The sequence below is a fragment of the Polaribacter sp. P097 genome (assembly GCF_036864555.1).
Taxonomy (GTDB): domain Bacteria; phylum Bacteroidota; class Bacteroidia; order Flavobacteriales; family Flavobacteriaceae; genus Polaribacter.
This window is the reverse complement of sequence record NZ_JAZETJ010000001.1, coordinates 987,442-1,003,351: the sequence shown is the minus strand read 5'-3', so window position 1 is coordinate 1,003,351 and position 15,910 is coordinate 987,442. Positions and strand designations below refer to the sequence as shown.

The following is a 15,910-nucleotide window of genomic DNA, read 5'->3' as shown; positions in this document are numbered from 1 at the left end:
ATTCCAATATTATTCTTTGATAAATTTGGTAGAAATTGAATTTCGTTTAATAAAATATATGCCTTTGGCTAATGGTGTTACATTTAAAGTTCCTTGACTTGAAGTAATTTTTTTACTTAGAATTCTTTTACCCTTTATATCAAAAACCTCTATTGTTCCGATTTCTTTATTCGCTGTAATTTGTAACAAATTCGAAGTTGGGTTTGGATAATATTGAACTTGATTATCAACTAAATTAATGTCTTCCAATGAAAGTGAAGCACAAGAATCATTACCAAAAATTTGAACCTCTTCATAACTATTCCAACCACTACCTTCTGAGTTGCCATAACCAAAAATTCGAATAAATTGTACTTCTTGAAAAGGTGAAAAATCGAAATCTTCAAAACCTACTGTGGTTCCTGAACTTGTAAGTATCCCTGTAACATCTGTAAAATTTGTACCATCAACAGAAGTTGCAATTTTAAAAGAAGATGTTCTTGAATCGCCTTTATGAAAGTAAATTTTTACACTAGTTACCGTTTTTTTACACTGTAGATTATAGGTCAAATATGCAGAACCATTAGATGAATTTGCAGACCATCTTGTAGAATCATCTCCATCTAAAGTGTTTTCTGGAATATTAATTCCACCTTCTTGTGTACCAACACCTGTAACTGTAATCCCTGTAAGTACAACAGCGTCATTTGCACTAAAAGTACCATCAGATTGTGAGACATTAATTGTTTGATTTAAAGTACCACCAAATTCAGAAATGGTGATAATTGCAGATCTTATTGAACCAGTTGTATTATTTGTTGTGGTAGCTGCAACCGTTTGTGAATTGACGCCATCAATAACGTTTAAAGATAACCAATCTGCATTTTCTGAAATGGTCCAATTTACATTCGCACTTACGTCAAAATTTAGATTTCCTCCAGAAATTGAAAAATTCAATTCATTTGTAGAAGTATTTAAAAATGGTGAAGGAGAAGATAAAAAGCCAATTTTTACACCAACATCATCTGCTATATATGGTAATTTAGATCCATTAGCGCCAAACTCTTCTGCACCAGCATCAATAGTGGCGTCTCTATTACCACCTAAAACGTCTTCAGTTACAAATGAATAAGCACCAATACTTGCATCAATAGGTGCACTACCAACTTTTATCCTATGAAAATTATCATCATCAACCATATCTGAATTAGACAAATTGGTTAAGTTGCCTTCAGAAACAAAGTTTCCTGATGGAGTTGTATTAATTTGATATGCATTTATGCTTGTATTGTACATGATATTATTAGCAACCGTTAAATTAACTGGTTCTTCTGTACCTCCTAAAGAGGTTCCAATTCTTATAGCATAATCACAGTTTACAAAGGTGTTATTTACAACTTGAGCATTTTTTACCTGATAATACTGGTTTAATGCTGAGTTTGTAACACCATTCATTACATTTATACCACCTGTTACATTAGAAGATGAGCCAGTTGGTTTAAAAGAGTTAATACCTTCTATGTAATTGTTATATACCTTATGATCTTCTCCAATAATTCTAATACCTCCAGTAAATGAGTTATTATTTGCAAAGAAATAATTATTAAAAACTTCACAGCCATTTCCATGCCTTAAGGTTAACGTTCCTTGATAATCTCTAAAAGTATTGTTGTAATATTTGTTTTTTCCGCTCTTGTTAGATATAATTTCTACCTCTCCAGACCAATTGTAGAAATAATTATCATAAACTTCTGAATAGGAATCTGATAAAGAAGTGGTACTAGTTCCAATTCGAATAGCATCTTGATCATTTAACCCGTTAATATCATTATCTACAGGTACTCTATCTGCAAAATAATTATGATGAATTTTTAAATAATCTTCATTTGAATTACTTCTGTTGTCATTGATAATACTGCCAACACCATATTTACCAATAAAAGAATTGTGCGAAATTTCGTTGTACTGACCATCAATGATGTAAACCCATTTAAACTTTAATGTTTTTTGAGCATCTGTGCCATTATAAGCATCAATCTTATTGTTTGTTACTGTACAATTGTCACATTGATTTAATTCAAAAACGGGTTCAATTGTATTTCCATTTTCTATTAAATTTGATGGATTTTGGAAGATTAAACCAGAAACTGTAATGTAAGTTCCTCTCATGTAAACACGAGAATTACCTGTTAAAAAAACAGAACCTGGATTCTGAGCTTTAACAACAATAGGTGAAGAGTTGGTTCCGTTTTTATTAATATTTACAAATACATTGTTGTAACTACCATCTTTTAAAATAATTTCTGAACCTGCATTGGCATTAGAAATTGCAGTTTCTAACTCAGCATTTGTAGAAACCAATTGCGCATTTATTGAAATTGACCAAAATAGAGAAAGAAAAATTATAGGAAAAAACTTTTTATTTGATATCATATACATACAAATTAAATTGGTTAACCAATTTTAGGTTTGTAAATATAGATATTTTAAATTGGAAACATTCTGCATTTAATCAAGTAGTTCTGCTAATTCTTTACCTACTAAACTACCTATTGCAACACCCATTCCTCCTAAACGAATACCACAGAAAACATGGTTAGATATTTGTTTAACTATGGCCTTTTTTTGACTTCCAACACCCATAATTCCACTCCATCTATGTTCTATTTCAAAAGCTGTATTTGGCAAAATAGTTTCTTTTAAAATTTTTTCAAGTTCATTTTGAATAATTTTGGTTTTACCAAACTCTGTTGTTTCTTCTGTTTTAAAATCTAAATTTCTACCTCCACCAAAAAGAATTCTATTGTTAATATTTCTAAAATAATAATAGCCTTTGTCTAAATGAAAAGTACCCTGAATATGTAAATTTTGAATTGGCTTTGTAATTAACACTTGTGCTCTGGCTGGCTTTATATTTTCTTGTATTAATTTATTAGAAAATCCGTTAGTAGCAAATAGCAATTTATTTGTGTAAAAATCTAATCTGTTGGTTTTTACAATAACATTAGTGGAGTTTTCTTTATAATCTTCAACACAAATAGAATTTAAAATTTTAACACCTAGTTTTTGTGCTTTTACCAGCATTTGAGACATCATTTTACCTGTGTCTAATTGACCTTCAAAATTGTTTACAATGTACTTTGAATGTATATTTTGAAACTTAAAAGTATTATCACAAGTTGTAAAAACATTAGCTTTAAAAATGGGTTGTAACAGCTCGTTTATTTTATCTTTTTGGGTTATACACTTTTCAAAAAAATCTTCAGAATCGCATAATTCAAAGCCCTTGTTTTGCTGAAAGTCAATTGCATTATCGCCTAAATTTTCTCTTAAAAATTGCAACCCTTTCCAACGTTTATAAACCAAATTATAAACCTCTTGTTTTGTATGAGAACTTAAATCATCTATTAATTCAGATAGGCTACCAAAACAAGCAAAACCAGCATTTTTAGTACTTGCTCCTTGAGGTAAAGTGCCTTTTTCTAAAACTAAAATTTTAGCATTTGGGTGCTTTCTTTTTAAGGAAATTGCGCAATTTAAACCCACAATTCCACTACCAACAATTGTAAAATCGATGTTAGAAAACCATTCTTTTAACTCCCAATAACTATAATTCATCTACAATACTTTTTTAAAGCAAATACTATTTTTCATATTCGCATATTGCCCATAATTAGGTATTACTTTGTATTTACATTTATGGTAAAATTTTACAGCCTCTACTTGTCTTTTACCTGTTTCTAAAATACAATTTTTGTAGCCCAATTCTTTTGCCCAATCCTCTAACTCTTGCAAAATTTCTTTTGCAAAACCTTTACCTCTAGCTTCTGGAGTTACAAACATTCTTTTTACTTCTAAAGAATTTTCATTGAAATATTTAATAGCTCCACAACCTACAGGTTGCTCTTTGTAATAAGCTATAACCACATATTTAATTACATCAATATTATTAAATTGATTGTAAAAATCATGTTCATCTTGGTCTGTAATTTTTAAATAAGCATCTAACTCTTTTACCAAGTTGATAAAATCATTATGTTCTGAATTGGTTCTTACTATTTTCATATTACTTTTTATACAATGCAGTATCAAGTTCTGCATTAATAGAAACAACAGTTCAATTAAAAATCAAATTGCAATTGCACCCAAACTGGTTCTTGTATATTATTGTTCAAATTACTGAAAGACAACCCTAAAAGACGTACTGAATTTTCTAATTTTTCTTGATAAAGCAACTCTTTTACAATCGGAAAAAACTCTTTTTTCTTACTTATAAACTGCCCAACAGTTTTACTTCTGGTTTGTTGTGTAAAATCTGAATACTTAATCTTTAAAGTAATCGTTTTACCTTTTGTATTGCTCTTATGCATACGTTTCTCAATCTCATCTGCTATATCATTCAACTTATCTAACATGTAAATTTCTGATGAAATATTCTCCCTAAAAGTTCTTTCTGCACCTACAGATTTACGGATTCTATTGGGTTTTACCTCACTTTTATGTATACCTCTAACTATGTTGTAATAATGTAACCCAGATTTACCAAACAACTGCGTTAACTCTTCTAAAGATCTTTTTTTTAAATCATTACCAACAAAAATACCTAGGTTGTACATTTTTGCAGCTGTAACTTTACCCACACCATAAAACTTATTTACAGGAAGTTCTTCTAAAAACTGAATAACTTCTTCTGGATGAATGGTTTTTTGACCATTTGGCTTGTTGATATCTGAAGCTACTTTTGCTATAAATTTATTAATAGAAATACCTGCTGAAGCTCTTAAACCAGTTTTATCGTAAATTTTTTGACGAATTTCTCGAGCAATTTCGTTTGCAGACGGATTGTTTTTTTTGTTGTTGGTAACATCTAAATAAGCTTCATCCAAAGAGAGTGGCTCTACCAAATCTGTATATTCAAAAAAGATTTCTCTAATTTGAGCAGAGAGCTCTTTATATCTTGCAAAATCTGATTTCACAAAAATAATGTGAGGGCATTTTTGCTTTGCAAGCACATTGCTCATGGCAGATTTAACACCAAATTTTCTTGCTTCATAACTTGCTGCAGAAACTACACCTCTATCACCTCCACCACCAACAGCTATAGCTTTGCCTCTTAACTCTGGGTTATCTAATTCTGCTACAGATGCATAATAAGCATCCATGTCTACATGAATTATTTTTCGAAAAGGGGGCTGCAATTCCATACCTCTAATTTACGAAGTTCACTCTAAAAATTACCAATTAGAAAAAGCAATTTCTATGTTAAAAAATCAATACTTAATTGTGTTACTTCTGTAAGCTCTTTAGAAAGCTCCTCCTTTTGCCAAGGATGAGAAACATTAAAAACATGATCTGCATTTTTTATAATTTTTAAATCACTATTGGTTTCCCAGCTATGAATTTGATGTGCTTCTTTAATATCTATAGAACTATCTTGATCACCATGAATAATTAATAATGGAATCTTTAAACTTCGAACAGCCTGTTGAATATTTAATCGAGACTCATTGGCTTTAAAGTTTTCATAAAATTGATAAAAGTGTGGCATTTGTTGCTTGGTTCTGCCATTAACAACATATTTTACACCTTCTTTTTTCCACTTTTCTAAATCGCCAATAGTAGAACTTCTAGAGCCAAAATCTGAAACAGCAGCAAGCGTAATTACTCGTTTTACTCTATGATCTTCATTGGCTTTAAGTAATACAATTCCTCCACCTCTACTATGACCAATAATGGTAATATCATCTAAATTTACTTCATTATTGTAATTAGAGTTTGTAGAAATCCAATCTAAAATACTTTCTAAATCGTCTAATTCTTTGGTGTAGTTATTATTTCCAAAAGCCTCCAAATCTGGAAAATCGATTGGGTTTTCTGCAGTACCTCCATTATGTGAAAAGTTGAATTTTATAAAAAAGAAACCTGCTTTTGCGAAAGCTTCCGCCATTAAATTCCAAGCTCCCCAATCTTTAAAACCTTTATATCCGTGACAAAAAATTATTACTTTTTTTGGTTGATTTGTTTTCTGATAAAAAACATCTGTTACAATTGGTTTGCTGTGTTTACCATCAACAATAAGATTTTTTTCTACAATCATAATTGTACTTTTTAAAGTAAATATAAAGCATTTAAAATAGCTATAAATCCAATTAAAATGAAGTATAAAGCTTCTTTTCTAACACTTTTAATACTTATTTTAACTATAGTTAAGTTTAGCATGCTAGGCATAATACTTCGTAAAATAAAGTAGATTAAAAAATTCTTTTAAAACTATAAAGGTTAGGACAATAAATATATGGCATTCCCAATGGCTAAAATACCTGTTAATGCACCTAAAATAAAATCCATTTTACTGGCTATATACGTAAGTTTGTGTTCAATTCTTTTTGATAGAATTGCATATAAAGTATACAACGTAAAAGACCCAATTGTAGAACCTATAGAAAAGTACAATGCATTATACATGTTGTACTCAAAATAATCCATCCCAATTAAAATAGAAATAAATGTGAAGTAAAAAGGAATAGCCATTGTGTTTAATGATGACATTAAAATACCATGCAAATAAGCTTTGGATTTTGGTATTTCTCCTGATTTCTTTTTTTCTTTTTTCGAAAAATAAATTCTGAAAAAATTGATAGAAAGTAAAAACAAGATACCTGTTCCTATTTTTTGAATTAAGGTAATATACTCTGAGTTTTTCATCAAAACACTTGACAAATAAGCGCCAATATTTGCTTGAAAAAACAAAACAGTTGCATAACCACCAATTAAGTATAAAGCAGACTTTACCCCATTTCTTAAACTGAATTTAACTACAGTTAGGTTTAAAAAACTTGGAGTTATACTACCCATAGAAGCAATAATAAAACCAAAGAAAATACAGTAAAGAATGTTCATATTTAAAATTGTATACACAAATAAACAAAAAAACGCATCAAATAATTGATGCGTTTCATAATATTAATAGCTCTTATCGTTTTTAGATAACACCTTGTGCTAACATTGCATCTGCTACTTTTACGAAACCTGCAATATTTGCTCCTTTAATGTAATCTATAGATCCATCTTCTTGCTCTCCATATTCCACACAAGAATCATGAATATCTTCCATAATATCTTTTAATCTGCTATCTACCTCTTCTCTAGACCAAGAAATTCTTAGTGAGTTTTGAGACATTTCTAAACCAGAAGTTGCAACACCACCAGCATTAGAAGCTTTACCAGGAGCAAATAAAATTTTAGATTTTGTAAACTCATGAATTGCTTCTGGTGTAGAAGGCATATTTGCACCTTCAGAAACACACATACATCCGTTTTCGATTAATGTTTTTGCTTCATCTCCATTCAATTCATTTTGAGTTGCACAAGGTAATGCAATGTCGCATTTTACAGACCAAGGTCTTTCTCCTTCTACGTATTTAGCATCTGGATATTTATCTACATACTCACTAATTCTACCACGTTTTTCATTTTTAATATACATTACGTGTTTTAGTTTTTCTGTATCAATACCAGCTTCATCAAAAATATATCCTCCAGAATCAGATAAAGTTAAAATTGTAGCACCTAATTCAATGGCTTTTTCTGCAGCATATTGTGCAACGTTTCCAGAACCAGAAATAACTACTTTTTTACCTTCAAAAGAATCTCCTTTGCGCTTTAACATATTGTCTGCAAAGTATACGTTACCATACCCTGTTGCTTCTGGTCTAATTAAAGAACCTCCCCAAGATTGTCCTTTACCAGTTAAAACACCTGTAAATTCGTTCTTTAGTTTTTTATACATACCAAACATAAACCCAATTTCTCTTGCACCTACACCAATATCTCCTGCAGGAACATCTGTATTAGGGCCAATATGTCTGAATAATTCGCTCATAAAAGCGTGGCAAAAACGCATAATTTCATTATCTGATTTTCCCTTAGGATCAAAATCAGAACCACCTTTTCCACCACCCATAGGTAATGTAGTTAATGAGTTTTTAAACACTTGTTCAAAGGCTAAAAACTTTAATATACTTGCGTTTACAGTTGGGTGAAAACGTAACCCACCTTTATAAGGTCCAATAGCAGAATTCATTTGAATTCTATATCCTCTATTTACTTGTATTTCTCCATCATCATCTACCCAAGAAACTCTAAATGATATTAAACGCTCAGGCTCTACCATTCTAAGTAAAATATTTTTACCATGATAAATATCATGATTTACAATATATGGTATTACAGTTTCTGCTACTTCTTGAACAGCTTGTAAGAATTCTGGCTCATGGTTATTTCTTGATTTAACCATATCCATAAACTCATTTATTTTTAACTCTATATTATTAGACATAATTATTTATGAATTTTATAAAAATTTAACGCCACAAAGATAGTTAATTTCTTTATTCGCAAATGCAAAAAAAAATATTAACTATTTGTTAATGTATTGATTTCAATCGATTTCGTTGGGTATTGTTCTTTTCTTGACTTTTATAATATTAAACTCTTTAAAAAAGTTTAAATTTGCGCTATCAATTTTTGATGAGAATGTTAGATAAAGTAAAGGAATTAATTGGTGAAGTGCAATCTTTTAAGGCAACCACCAAAGACGAAGTTGAGTCATTTAGAATTAAATATTTAGGAAGCAAAGGTTTGTTAAAAGATCTTTTTTCTGAATTTAAAAATGTAGATGCTGAATTGCGTAAAGATTTTGGACAAGCATTAAACAACCTAAAAAAATCTGCAGAAAGCAAAGTTGCTGAACTAAATGATGCTTTAGAAAGTGCTGTTGAAGAAAAAGGCATTTATGGAGATTTAACAAGACCATCTGAACCAATTGAGTTGGGTTCACGTCATCCAATATCATTGGTTAGAAATCAAATTATTGAAGTTTTTAATAGAATTGGTTTTACTGTTTCTGAAGGGCCAGAAATTGAAGATGATTGGCATAACTTTACTGCCTTAAATTTACCTGAATATCACCCTGCAAGAGACATGCAAGACACGTTTTTTATAGAACAAGATCCAGATATTTTATTACGTACGCACACTTCTTCTGTGCAAGTACGCTACATGGAAAATAACGAGCCACCTATAAGAACTATTTCTCCAGGAAGAGTATTCAGAAATGAAGATATTTCTGCTAGAGCACACTGCATTTTTCATCAAGTAGAAGGTTTGTATATTGATACTGATGTTTCTTTTGCAGATTTAAAACAAACGCTTTTATACTTTACAAAAGAGATGTTTGGGAAATCTAAAATTAGATTAAGACCTTCTTACTTTCCGTTTACAGAGCCAAGTGCAGAAGTAGATATTTACTGGGGATTAGAAACTGAAACCGATTACAGAATTACAAAAGGTACTGGTTGGTTAGAAATTATGGGTTGTGGAATGGTAGACCCAAATGTGTTGAAAAACGCAAACATAGATCCTACAAAATATTCTGGTTACGCGTTTGGAATGGGTATAGAACGTATTGCAATGTTGTTATATCAAATACCAGATATTAGAATGTTTTATGAAAACGATAAGCGTTTCTTAGAGCAGTTTAAGAGTATAATTTAATTTGTAAAAATTTTAGCTTTTGAAAAAAGACATTCAAATACCAGAAGTAGAAGGTGTAGAAATGGCTGTGGTTTATGAATACAATGATATTTATAAAACCGATGATTGGAATGTGTACATCATTAATAAAAAAGCTATTGATTTAGAAATGCTGGTAATTGTTTCTCAAGGTTTTTCTGAGACTAAAACCACTTCTTTACTACGTAAAAAATTAGAAAAACTACCTGCAAACTCATTTGCTAAAATTGAATTGATTCAGCCTGAATTATTCAAATTAAATAATCGTTTTCAAGTTACTTTTTTTGAAGGAAATACTTTGTATGAAAAAACATTCATCTTCGAAGCAAACTCCATTAAAGAAGGTGCTTTACGTATGATAGATGATCTTAATAAACGAGGAGTTTTAGCTAAATAGGTTAACTCGTAAATCCAATTATTAAATATAAAATGGTGGTAATTGCACCACCAACTAAAGCATAAGGCAATTGTGTTTTTACGTGGTCTATATGATCGCTTGCAGAAGCCATTGATGATATTATTGAAGTATCTGAAATTGGTGAACAATGGTCTCCAAAAATACCTCCTCCTAGAGTTGCAGCAACAACAATAGTAATATCTGCTCCATGAATATTAGCCATTGGCACAGAAATAGCTAACATAATAGCAAAGGTACCCCAAGAAGTTCCTGTAGAAAATGCAATAAAAGAACTCACCACAAAAACTACAGCTGGTAATAACTCTGGAGACAACCAACTTTCTGTAATATTGGCAACATAATTACCTGTATCTAACACTTTACAAGCATCACCAATAGCAAAAGCCAACAACATTAACAAAGCCAAAGGCATTAACTCACTTATACCTTTAAGCGTTAAATTTACAGCTTCTTTTAGCTTTAAAATACCTTGAATAAAATACATGGTAATTGCCACCAAAATTGCAGATATTACTGCATATAGCACAGAAGATGATCCTGAGCCCTCTCCAATAGCTTGTTTTATATGATCAAAAGTAGATGTATAGTTTTCTACGTTATTCCAGCCAGTATAAACCAAATTAATTGGCATCATAAAAACCATTACCAATAAAGGAACAATCATATTATAAGCTCTTGCAGGAATATTCTCTTTTGGCGGAAAAGATGTTACCTCATCTGAAACCATAGGCTTAGAACCTTCGTTCATTAATAAGCCTGTTTCTTTGGTTCTTTTTTCGGCTTTTTTCATCAATCCAAAATCTTTTCTAGATAAGATGATAAAGAATAAAATTCCGATTGCTAAAAGTGGGTAAAAGTTATATTTGATGGAAGCAATCATTACAGAAAACGGTTTTTCTATTCCCTGTGTTAATAACAAACCCATTATAAATGCACCCCAAGCATTAAAAGGTATTAATATAGATGATGGTGCAGAACTACTATCTGCAATGTAAGCTAGTTTTTCTCTTGGTATTTTTAATTTATCAAAAATAGGCCTGTATAAAGTACCTACAGTTAAAGAAGAAATACTTGTTTCTACAAAAAGTAACAATCCTGTAAAAGTTGCTAAAATTTGAACCATAATTCTAGCATAACCAGATTTCTTATTCTCTAGCTTTACCAGTCTTTTATTAATGATATTTATAAAACCTTCTACACCTCTTGAATATTGAATAAATACCAATAAAGAACCCACTAAAGCACTAAAAATGATGGTTCTTGTGTTTCCTTTAGATTGAAAAACATTTACCATTCCTTCAATCATAGCTAAAGTTCCTTCTAAAGGATTCCATCCTTTTACAATTAGCCAAGAAAACCAAATTCCAAAAAGCAAAGCAATATAAACTTGCTTGGTTCTTAACGCTAAAATAATTGCAACAATTGGTGGTATCACAGACAAGAAACCATACTCCATAATAAAGAATTTATTTTGCTAAAGGTAATAATTTATATGAATGATATTTTGTAAATTTGAATTCATCTCTTCTTAAATGTCAAAAAAATATATTTTAGCTTTAGATCAAGGCACAACAAGTTCTAGATCTGTTATTGTTGATGAATTGGGTGAAATAATTGCCATTGAACAACAGGAGTTTAGACAAATTTTTCCAAAATCTGGTTGGGTAGAACATGATGCTTTAGAAATTCTAGAAACACAATTAATTACTCTGAAAAAAGTAATTAAAACAGCTAAAATTAACGTTAAAGATATTGTTGGTTTAGGTATTACCAATCAAAGAGAAACTACAGTTGTTTGGAATAAAACTACAGGAAAACCAATATATAATGCTATAGTTTGGCAAGATAAAAGAACTGCAGATTATTGCAAGGAATTAAAGAAAAGAGAGCTAGAAGAATATGTAAAAAGAAATACAGGTTTAGTTATCGATTCTTATTTTTCTGGTACCAAAATTCATTGGATTTTACAAAATGTAAAAGGTGCAAAAGAAGAAGCTGAAAAAGGTAATTTACTTTTTGGAACGATAGATACTTGGTTAGTTTGGAATTTAACCAATAAAGAAGTGCATGCAACAGACTATAGTAATGCCTCTAGAACCATGCTTTTTGATATTAAAAATCTATGTTGGGATGATAGTTTGTGCGATGAATTAGACATACCCAAAAGTATGTTGCCAAATGTAAAACCATCATCTTATCATTTTGGAGATTTTGAGTTTGAAAACCACACTATTCCTATTGCAGGTATTGCTGGAGACCAACAAGCAGCTTTGTTTGGACAAGCATGCTTTAAAAAAGGAAATGCTAAAAACACCTATGGTACAGGCTGTTTTTTGTTGATGAATACTGGTACAGAAATTCAATATTCTAAAAACGGATTATTAACTACAATTGCTTGGGGTTTAAATGACAAGGTATACTATGCTCTAGAAGGTAGTGTTTTCGTGGCTGGCTCTGCAATTCAATGGTTAAGAGATGGTTTAGAAATTATAAAATCTGCAGAAGAAAGTGAATTATTTTCAGAAGAAGTAGATGAAGAAAATCCTGTAATTGTGGTCCCTGCTTTTGCAGGTTTAGGAGCACCTTATTGGGATATGTATGCAAGAGGTGCCATTTTTGGTTTAACTAGAGATACAGGAAAAAGTCACTTAATAAAAGCAACTTTACAATCTTTAGCCTACCAAACCAAAGATTTACTAATTGCAATGGAACATGATGCAGAAACCCAATTAACTGCGCTTAAAGTAGATGGTGGAGCATGTGCTAACAATGTTTTAATGCAATTTCAAGCAGATATTTTAAATACAGCTGTAGACAGACCAAAAAATACGGAAACAACAGTTATGGGTGCTGCATACTTAGCAGGTATTTGTGTTGGCCTATGGAAGCAAGAAGACATTGAAATTGATAAAAAAATTGATAAGGAGTTTGTACCTAGCTTTACCAAAGAAAAAAGAGATAGGTTATATAAAAAGTGGCTAAAAGCTGTAGAGCGTTCTAAAGATTGGCTAGATTAAACAAAGAAAACAACATTAAAAATGTCTAAATTTTATAAAAAAATTACTTCAAGGTTGCATAAGTTTATCGATCAACAAAAGATATTTTTTGTAGCTACTGCTCCAACTTCTGGTAGAATAAATTTATCACCAAAAGGTATGGATTCATTTAGAGTTCTCTCTGAAAATAGAGTTTTGTGGTTAAATGTAACTGGCAGTGGAAACGAAACTGCAGCTCATTTATTAGAAAATAATAGAATAACCATAATGTTTTGTTCTTTTGAAAAAGCGCCTAACATTTTGCGTTTGTATGGCTCAGGAAAAGAAATTAAAGAAGGTGATGCTTCTTGGAACGAACTTATTGAGTTGTTTCCAGAAACTCCAGGAACTCGTCAAATATTCGATATTAAGGTAGATAGTGCACAAACATCTTGTGGTATGTCTATACCTTATTACGAATATAAAGGTGAAAGAAACGATTTGAATAATTGGGCAGCAGAACAAGGCAAAGAAGGCATAAAACAATATTGGGAAGATAAAAACCAGACGAGTATAGATGGTTTACCAACAAAAATAATGGATTAAGATATGAGTAGTTTTTCTAATAACAACAGAGCAGAAATAACCAAAAACCTGCAATCTACAACGTTTGACTTATTAATAATTGGTGGTGGAATTACTGGTGCAGGTATTGCCTTAGATGCAGCTTCCAGAGGCATGAAGGTTGCCCTTATAGAAAAAGGAGATTTTGCTTCTGGTACTTCTAGTAAATCAACAAAATTAATTCATGGTGGTTTACGCTATCTAAAACAATTCGATTTTTGGTTAGTGAAAGAAGTTGGTACAGAAAGGGCTATTGTACACAAATTAGCACCTCATCTAGTGGTACCAGAAAAAATGATTTTACCTTTAATAGAAGGTGGTACTTATGGTTCTTGGTTAACTTCTGTTGGTTTAAAAGTATATGATATTTTAGCTTCTGTAGAAGGTGATGATAAACGTAAAATGTTATCTGTAAAAAAGGCTTTAAAAAAGGAGCCTTTGCTACCTAAAAAAATCTTAAAAGGTGCTGGCTATTATGCTGAATATAGAACAGATGATGCCAGATTAACCATCGAAGTTTTAAAAACGGCTGCAGATTATAATGCACAACTTATTAATTATACAGAAGCTACAGAATTCATCTATGAAAATGATAGAGTTGTTGGTGCTAATGTAACTGATGCAATTACTAACGAATGTTATGCTATAAACGCAAAATATGTAGTTAATGCCTGTGGACCTTGGGTAGATGAATTACGCCAAATAAACAACTCTAAAATTGGTAAACAATTGCATTTAACAAAAGGGGTACATTTGGTTGTAGATCATCATAAATTGCCTGTAAAACAATCTGTTTATTTTGATGTTCCAGATGGCAGAATGATGTTTGCCATTCCTCGTGGAAAAGTTACCTATTTTGGAACAACAGACACTAATTATCAACAAGATAAAGACGATGTAAACACAAGTTTGGTAGATGCAACTTACTTAATATCTGCTGTAAATAATATGTTTCCAGATATCAACATCAGTTTAGATGATGTAGAATCTTCTTGGGCAGGCTTACGTCCATTAATTCATGAAGAAGGAAAATCGGCCTCAGAATTATCTAGAAAAGATGAAATCTTTGTATCTAAAACAGAACTGATTTCTATTGCAGGAGGTAAACTTACTGGTTATCGTAAAATGGCAGAACGTATTGTAGATTTAATTGATAAAAAATACAAACGTAGATTTGAGAAATCTTTTGATGAAATAAAAACCAAAAATCTCATTCTTAAAGGTGGTGATTTTAAAAATTACGATGAAGTTAAAAGCTACTCAGATGCAATTTATAACAGAATTGCAGAGGTAGATTTTAATCAAAAAGATGCAGAATATTTAGTGCATAATTATGGCAAACAAACCGATTTAATTTTAAAGAAATTCGATGAACTATCAGATGAAAATCAGCAAGCAAAAATGATTAAAGCAGAGGTTTGGTTTAGTATAAATCATGAAATGGCTTGTACACCAACCGATTTTTTTATGCGTAGAACTGGTCGTTTGTTTTTTGATCCTAAAAGTGTAACAAAGTATAAAGAGTATGTTTTAGAATTGTTCACATCTCATTTTTCTTGGGATGCAGACACAGCCAAAAAACATAAAAAAGAACTGGAGCATCATGTAAAAATGGCAACCACATTTAATTAATTACACGCCTTCTCTAAGTAAACTTTTGTATGTTTTTCTAAGGTTATTTGGGTGAACCCCAAATTTGTATTTTAGAAAAACATAACCATTAATCAAATTAACTTTTAACCAAGAATTGTGCTTGTATTTTCTTGCACTAACAGTGGCTTTAGACTGTATAATTGTAAACGAAATTTTTTGTTTTCTAATTCTTGTCATCATTTCAAAATCTTCCATGATGCAAAACTCTTCATTATAGCCTTTTAATTCTTGAAATTGTTCTTTGGTAAAGAAATGGCATTGATCTCCACCACCAGCAAATAAGCCGTCTTTAGTAGTGAATTTGCTATTGAAGTTTAAGAACGCAGAATCATTATCAAATTGATAGGCAAAAAAACCAAAAGTATAGTTATTAGAAATTGCTTTTTCAATTTGAGTATAAAAATCTTCTGGCAACATAACATCTGCATGCAAAAAAAGTAAAACATCACCTTTCGCCTTTTCTGCTGCAAAATTCATTTGAGCAGCTCTACCTTTTTTTTCGCTTCTTAAATATGTAACTTTACTAAAGTTTTTACACACACTAGAACTATCGTCTGTAGTTTCTGGCGAGTTAGAAATGATGATTTCTATAGAAAACTTGTTAGCTTGTTCACATAAAAACGACAATCTTTTTACAAGATTTTCTTGTTCATTATAAACAGGAATTATAACACTTAATAACATACTT

Annotated in this window: 14 protein-coding genes; 5 read left to right on the top strand and 9 right to left on the bottom strand. The window is 30.9% G+C overall.

The window, feature by feature from the left end; translation table 11 throughout:
• Positions 1–9: 9 nt before the first annotated feature.
• The 7 genes from V7R38_RS04720 to gdhA all read right to left on the bottom strand — a co-directional run bounded on the left by V7R38_RS04720 (position 10) and on the right by gdhA (position 8,317).
• Positions 10–2,412: a chondroitinase-B domain-containing protein gene (locus tag V7R38_RS04720; protein ID WP_334056252.1), complete on the bottom strand. Its 2,403-nt coding sequence runs from the start codon at positions 2,410–2,412 to the stop codon at positions 10–12.
• A 75-nt stretch (positions 2,413–2,487) separates the two neighbouring features.
• Positions 2,488–3,597 carry an NAD(P)/FAD-dependent oxidoreductase gene (locus V7R38_RS04715; protein ID WP_334056251.1) on the bottom strand — a complete coding sequence of 370 codons (1,110 nt, stop codon included), beginning with the start codon at positions 3,595–3,597 and terminating at the stop codon, positions 2,488–2,490.
• Positions 3,598–4,044 carry a GNAT family N-acetyltransferase gene (locus V7R38_RS04710; protein WP_334056250.1) on the bottom strand — a complete coding sequence of 149 codons (447 nt, stop codon included), beginning with the start codon at positions 4,042–4,044 and terminating at the stop codon, positions 3,598–3,600.
• A 56-nt stretch (positions 4,045–4,100) separates the two neighbouring features.
• Positions 4,101–5,183: a DNA polymerase IV gene (dinB, locus tag V7R38_RS04705; RefSeq protein ID WP_334056249.1), complete on the bottom strand. Its 1,083-nt coding sequence runs from the start codon at positions 5,181–5,183 to the stop codon at positions 4,101–4,103.
• Between the two features lie 53 nt (positions 5,184–5,236).
• Positions 5,237–6,076, bottom strand: a complete 840-nt coding sequence (locus tag V7R38_RS04700; protein WP_334056248.1) for an alpha/beta hydrolase family protein — start codon at positions 6,074–6,076, stop codon at positions 5,237–5,239.
• A gap of 182 nt (positions 6,077–6,258) precedes the next feature.
• Positions 6,259–6,879, bottom strand: a complete 621-nt coding sequence (locus V7R38_RS04695) for a LysE family translocator (protein WP_334056247.1) — start codon at positions 6,877–6,879, stop codon at positions 6,259–6,261.
• Positions 6,880–6,961: 82 nt separating this feature from the next.
• Positions 6,962–8,317, bottom strand: a complete 1,356-nt coding sequence (gdhA, locus tag V7R38_RS04690) for an NADP-specific glutamate dehydrogenase (RefSeq protein WP_015481481.1) — start codon at positions 8,315–8,317, stop codon at positions 6,962–6,964.
• Between the two features lie 197 nt (positions 8,318–8,514).
• Between gdhA and pheS the strand changes: the two genes are divergently transcribed.
• Positions 8,515–9,534 carry a phenylalanine--tRNA ligase subunit alpha gene (pheS, locus tag V7R38_RS04685; RefSeq protein ID WP_334056246.1) on the top strand — a complete coding sequence of 340 codons (1,020 nt, stop codon included), beginning with the start codon at positions 8,515–8,517 and terminating at the stop codon, positions 9,532–9,534.
• 19 nt (positions 9,535–9,553) lie between these two features.
• Positions 9,554–9,949 carry a hypothetical protein gene (locus V7R38_RS04680; RefSeq protein WP_334056245.1) on the top strand — a complete coding sequence of 132 codons (396 nt, stop codon included), beginning with the start codon at positions 9,554–9,556 and terminating at the stop codon, positions 9,947–9,949.
• Between the two features lies 1 nt (position 9,950).
• Here V7R38_RS04680 and V7R38_RS04675 read toward each other — a convergent pair whose 3' ends face one another.
• Positions 9,951–11,426, bottom strand: a complete 1,476-nt coding sequence (locus tag V7R38_RS04675) for a Na+/H+ antiporter NhaC family protein (protein ID WP_334056244.1) — start codon at positions 11,424–11,426, stop codon at positions 9,951–9,953.
• Positions 11,427–11,502: 76 nt separating this feature from the next.
• Between V7R38_RS04675 and glpK the strand changes: the two genes are divergently transcribed.
• From glpK to V7R38_RS04660, 3 genes are read left to right on the top strand one after another with little or no spacing between them, the layout of a single operon-like run.
• The gene (gene glpK / locus V7R38_RS04670; RefSeq protein WP_334056243.1) at positions 11,503–12,987 is read left to right on the top strand and encodes a glycerol kinase GlpK; all 1,485 of its coding nucleotides are present in this window, start codon (positions 11,503–11,505) and stop codon (positions 12,985–12,987) included.
• 21 nt (positions 12,988–13,008) lie between these two features.
• Positions 13,009–13,551, top strand: coding sequence for a pyridoxamine 5'-phosphate oxidase family protein (locus V7R38_RS04665; RefSeq protein WP_334056242.1), 543 nt, complete (start codon positions 13,009–13,011; stop codon positions 13,549–13,551).
• 3 nt (positions 13,552–13,554) lie between these two features.
• Complete coding sequence (locus tag V7R38_RS04660) at positions 13,555–15,201, top strand: glycerol-3-phosphate dehydrogenase/oxidase (protein WP_334056241.1); 1,647 nt, start codon at positions 13,555–13,557, stop codon at positions 15,199–15,201.
• On the opposite strand, the gene V7R38_RS04655 is transcribed toward V7R38_RS04660, so the two are convergent.
• Complete coding sequence (locus tag V7R38_RS04655) at positions 15,202–15,906, bottom strand: TIGR04283 family arsenosugar biosynthesis glycosyltransferase (RefSeq protein WP_334056240.1); 705 nt, start codon at positions 15,904–15,906, stop codon at positions 15,202–15,204.
• Between the last annotated feature and the right edge of the window lie 4 nt (positions 15,907–15,910).

Coding starts and splice junctions, on each gene's coding strand:
- dinB (WP_334056249.1), bottom strand. CDS start 5,183: ATGGAATTGCAGCCCCCTTTTCGAAAAATAATTCATGTAGACATGGAT.
- glpK (WP_334056243.1), top strand. CDS start 11,503: ATGTCAAAAAAATATATTTTAGCTTTAGATCAAGGCACAACAAGTTCT.
- V7R38_RS04720 (WP_334056252.1), bottom strand. CDS start 2,412: ATGATATCAAATAAAAAGTTTTTTCCTATAATTTTTCTTTCTCTATTT.
- V7R38_RS04695 (WP_334056247.1), bottom strand. CDS start 6,879: ATGAACATTCTTTACTGTATTTTCTTTGGTTTTATTATTGCTTCTATG.
- gdhA (WP_015481481.1), bottom strand. CDS start 8,317: ATGTCTAATAATATAGAGTTAAAAATAAATGAGTTTATGGATATGGTT.
- V7R38_RS04675 (WP_334056244.1), bottom strand. CDS start 11,426: ATGGAGTATGGTTTCTTGTCTGTGATACCACCAATTGTTGCAATTATT.
- V7R38_RS04700 (WP_334056248.1), bottom strand. CDS start 6,076: ATGATTGTAGAAAAAAATCTTATTGTTGATGGTAAACACAGCAAACCA.
- V7R38_RS04655 (WP_334056240.1), bottom strand. CDS start 15,906: ATGTTATTAAGTGTTATAATTCCTGTTTATAATGAACAAGAAAATCTT.
- pheS (WP_334056246.1), top strand. CDS start 8,515: ATGTTAGATAAAGTAAAGGAATTAATTGGTGAAGTGCAATCTTTTAAG.
- V7R38_RS04660 (WP_334056241.1), top strand. CDS start 13,555: ATGAGTAGTTTTTCTAATAACAACAGAGCAGAAATAACCAAAAACCTG.
- V7R38_RS04715 (WP_334056251.1), bottom strand. CDS start 3,597: ATGAATTATAGTTATTGGGAGTTAAAAGAATGGTTTTCTAACATCGAT.
- V7R38_RS04665 (WP_334056242.1), top strand. CDS start 13,009: ATGTCTAAATTTTATAAAAAAATTACTTCAAGGTTGCATAAGTTTATC.
- V7R38_RS04710 (WP_334056250.1), bottom strand. CDS start 4,044: ATGAAAATAGTAAGAACCAATTCAGAACATAATGATTTTATCAACTTG.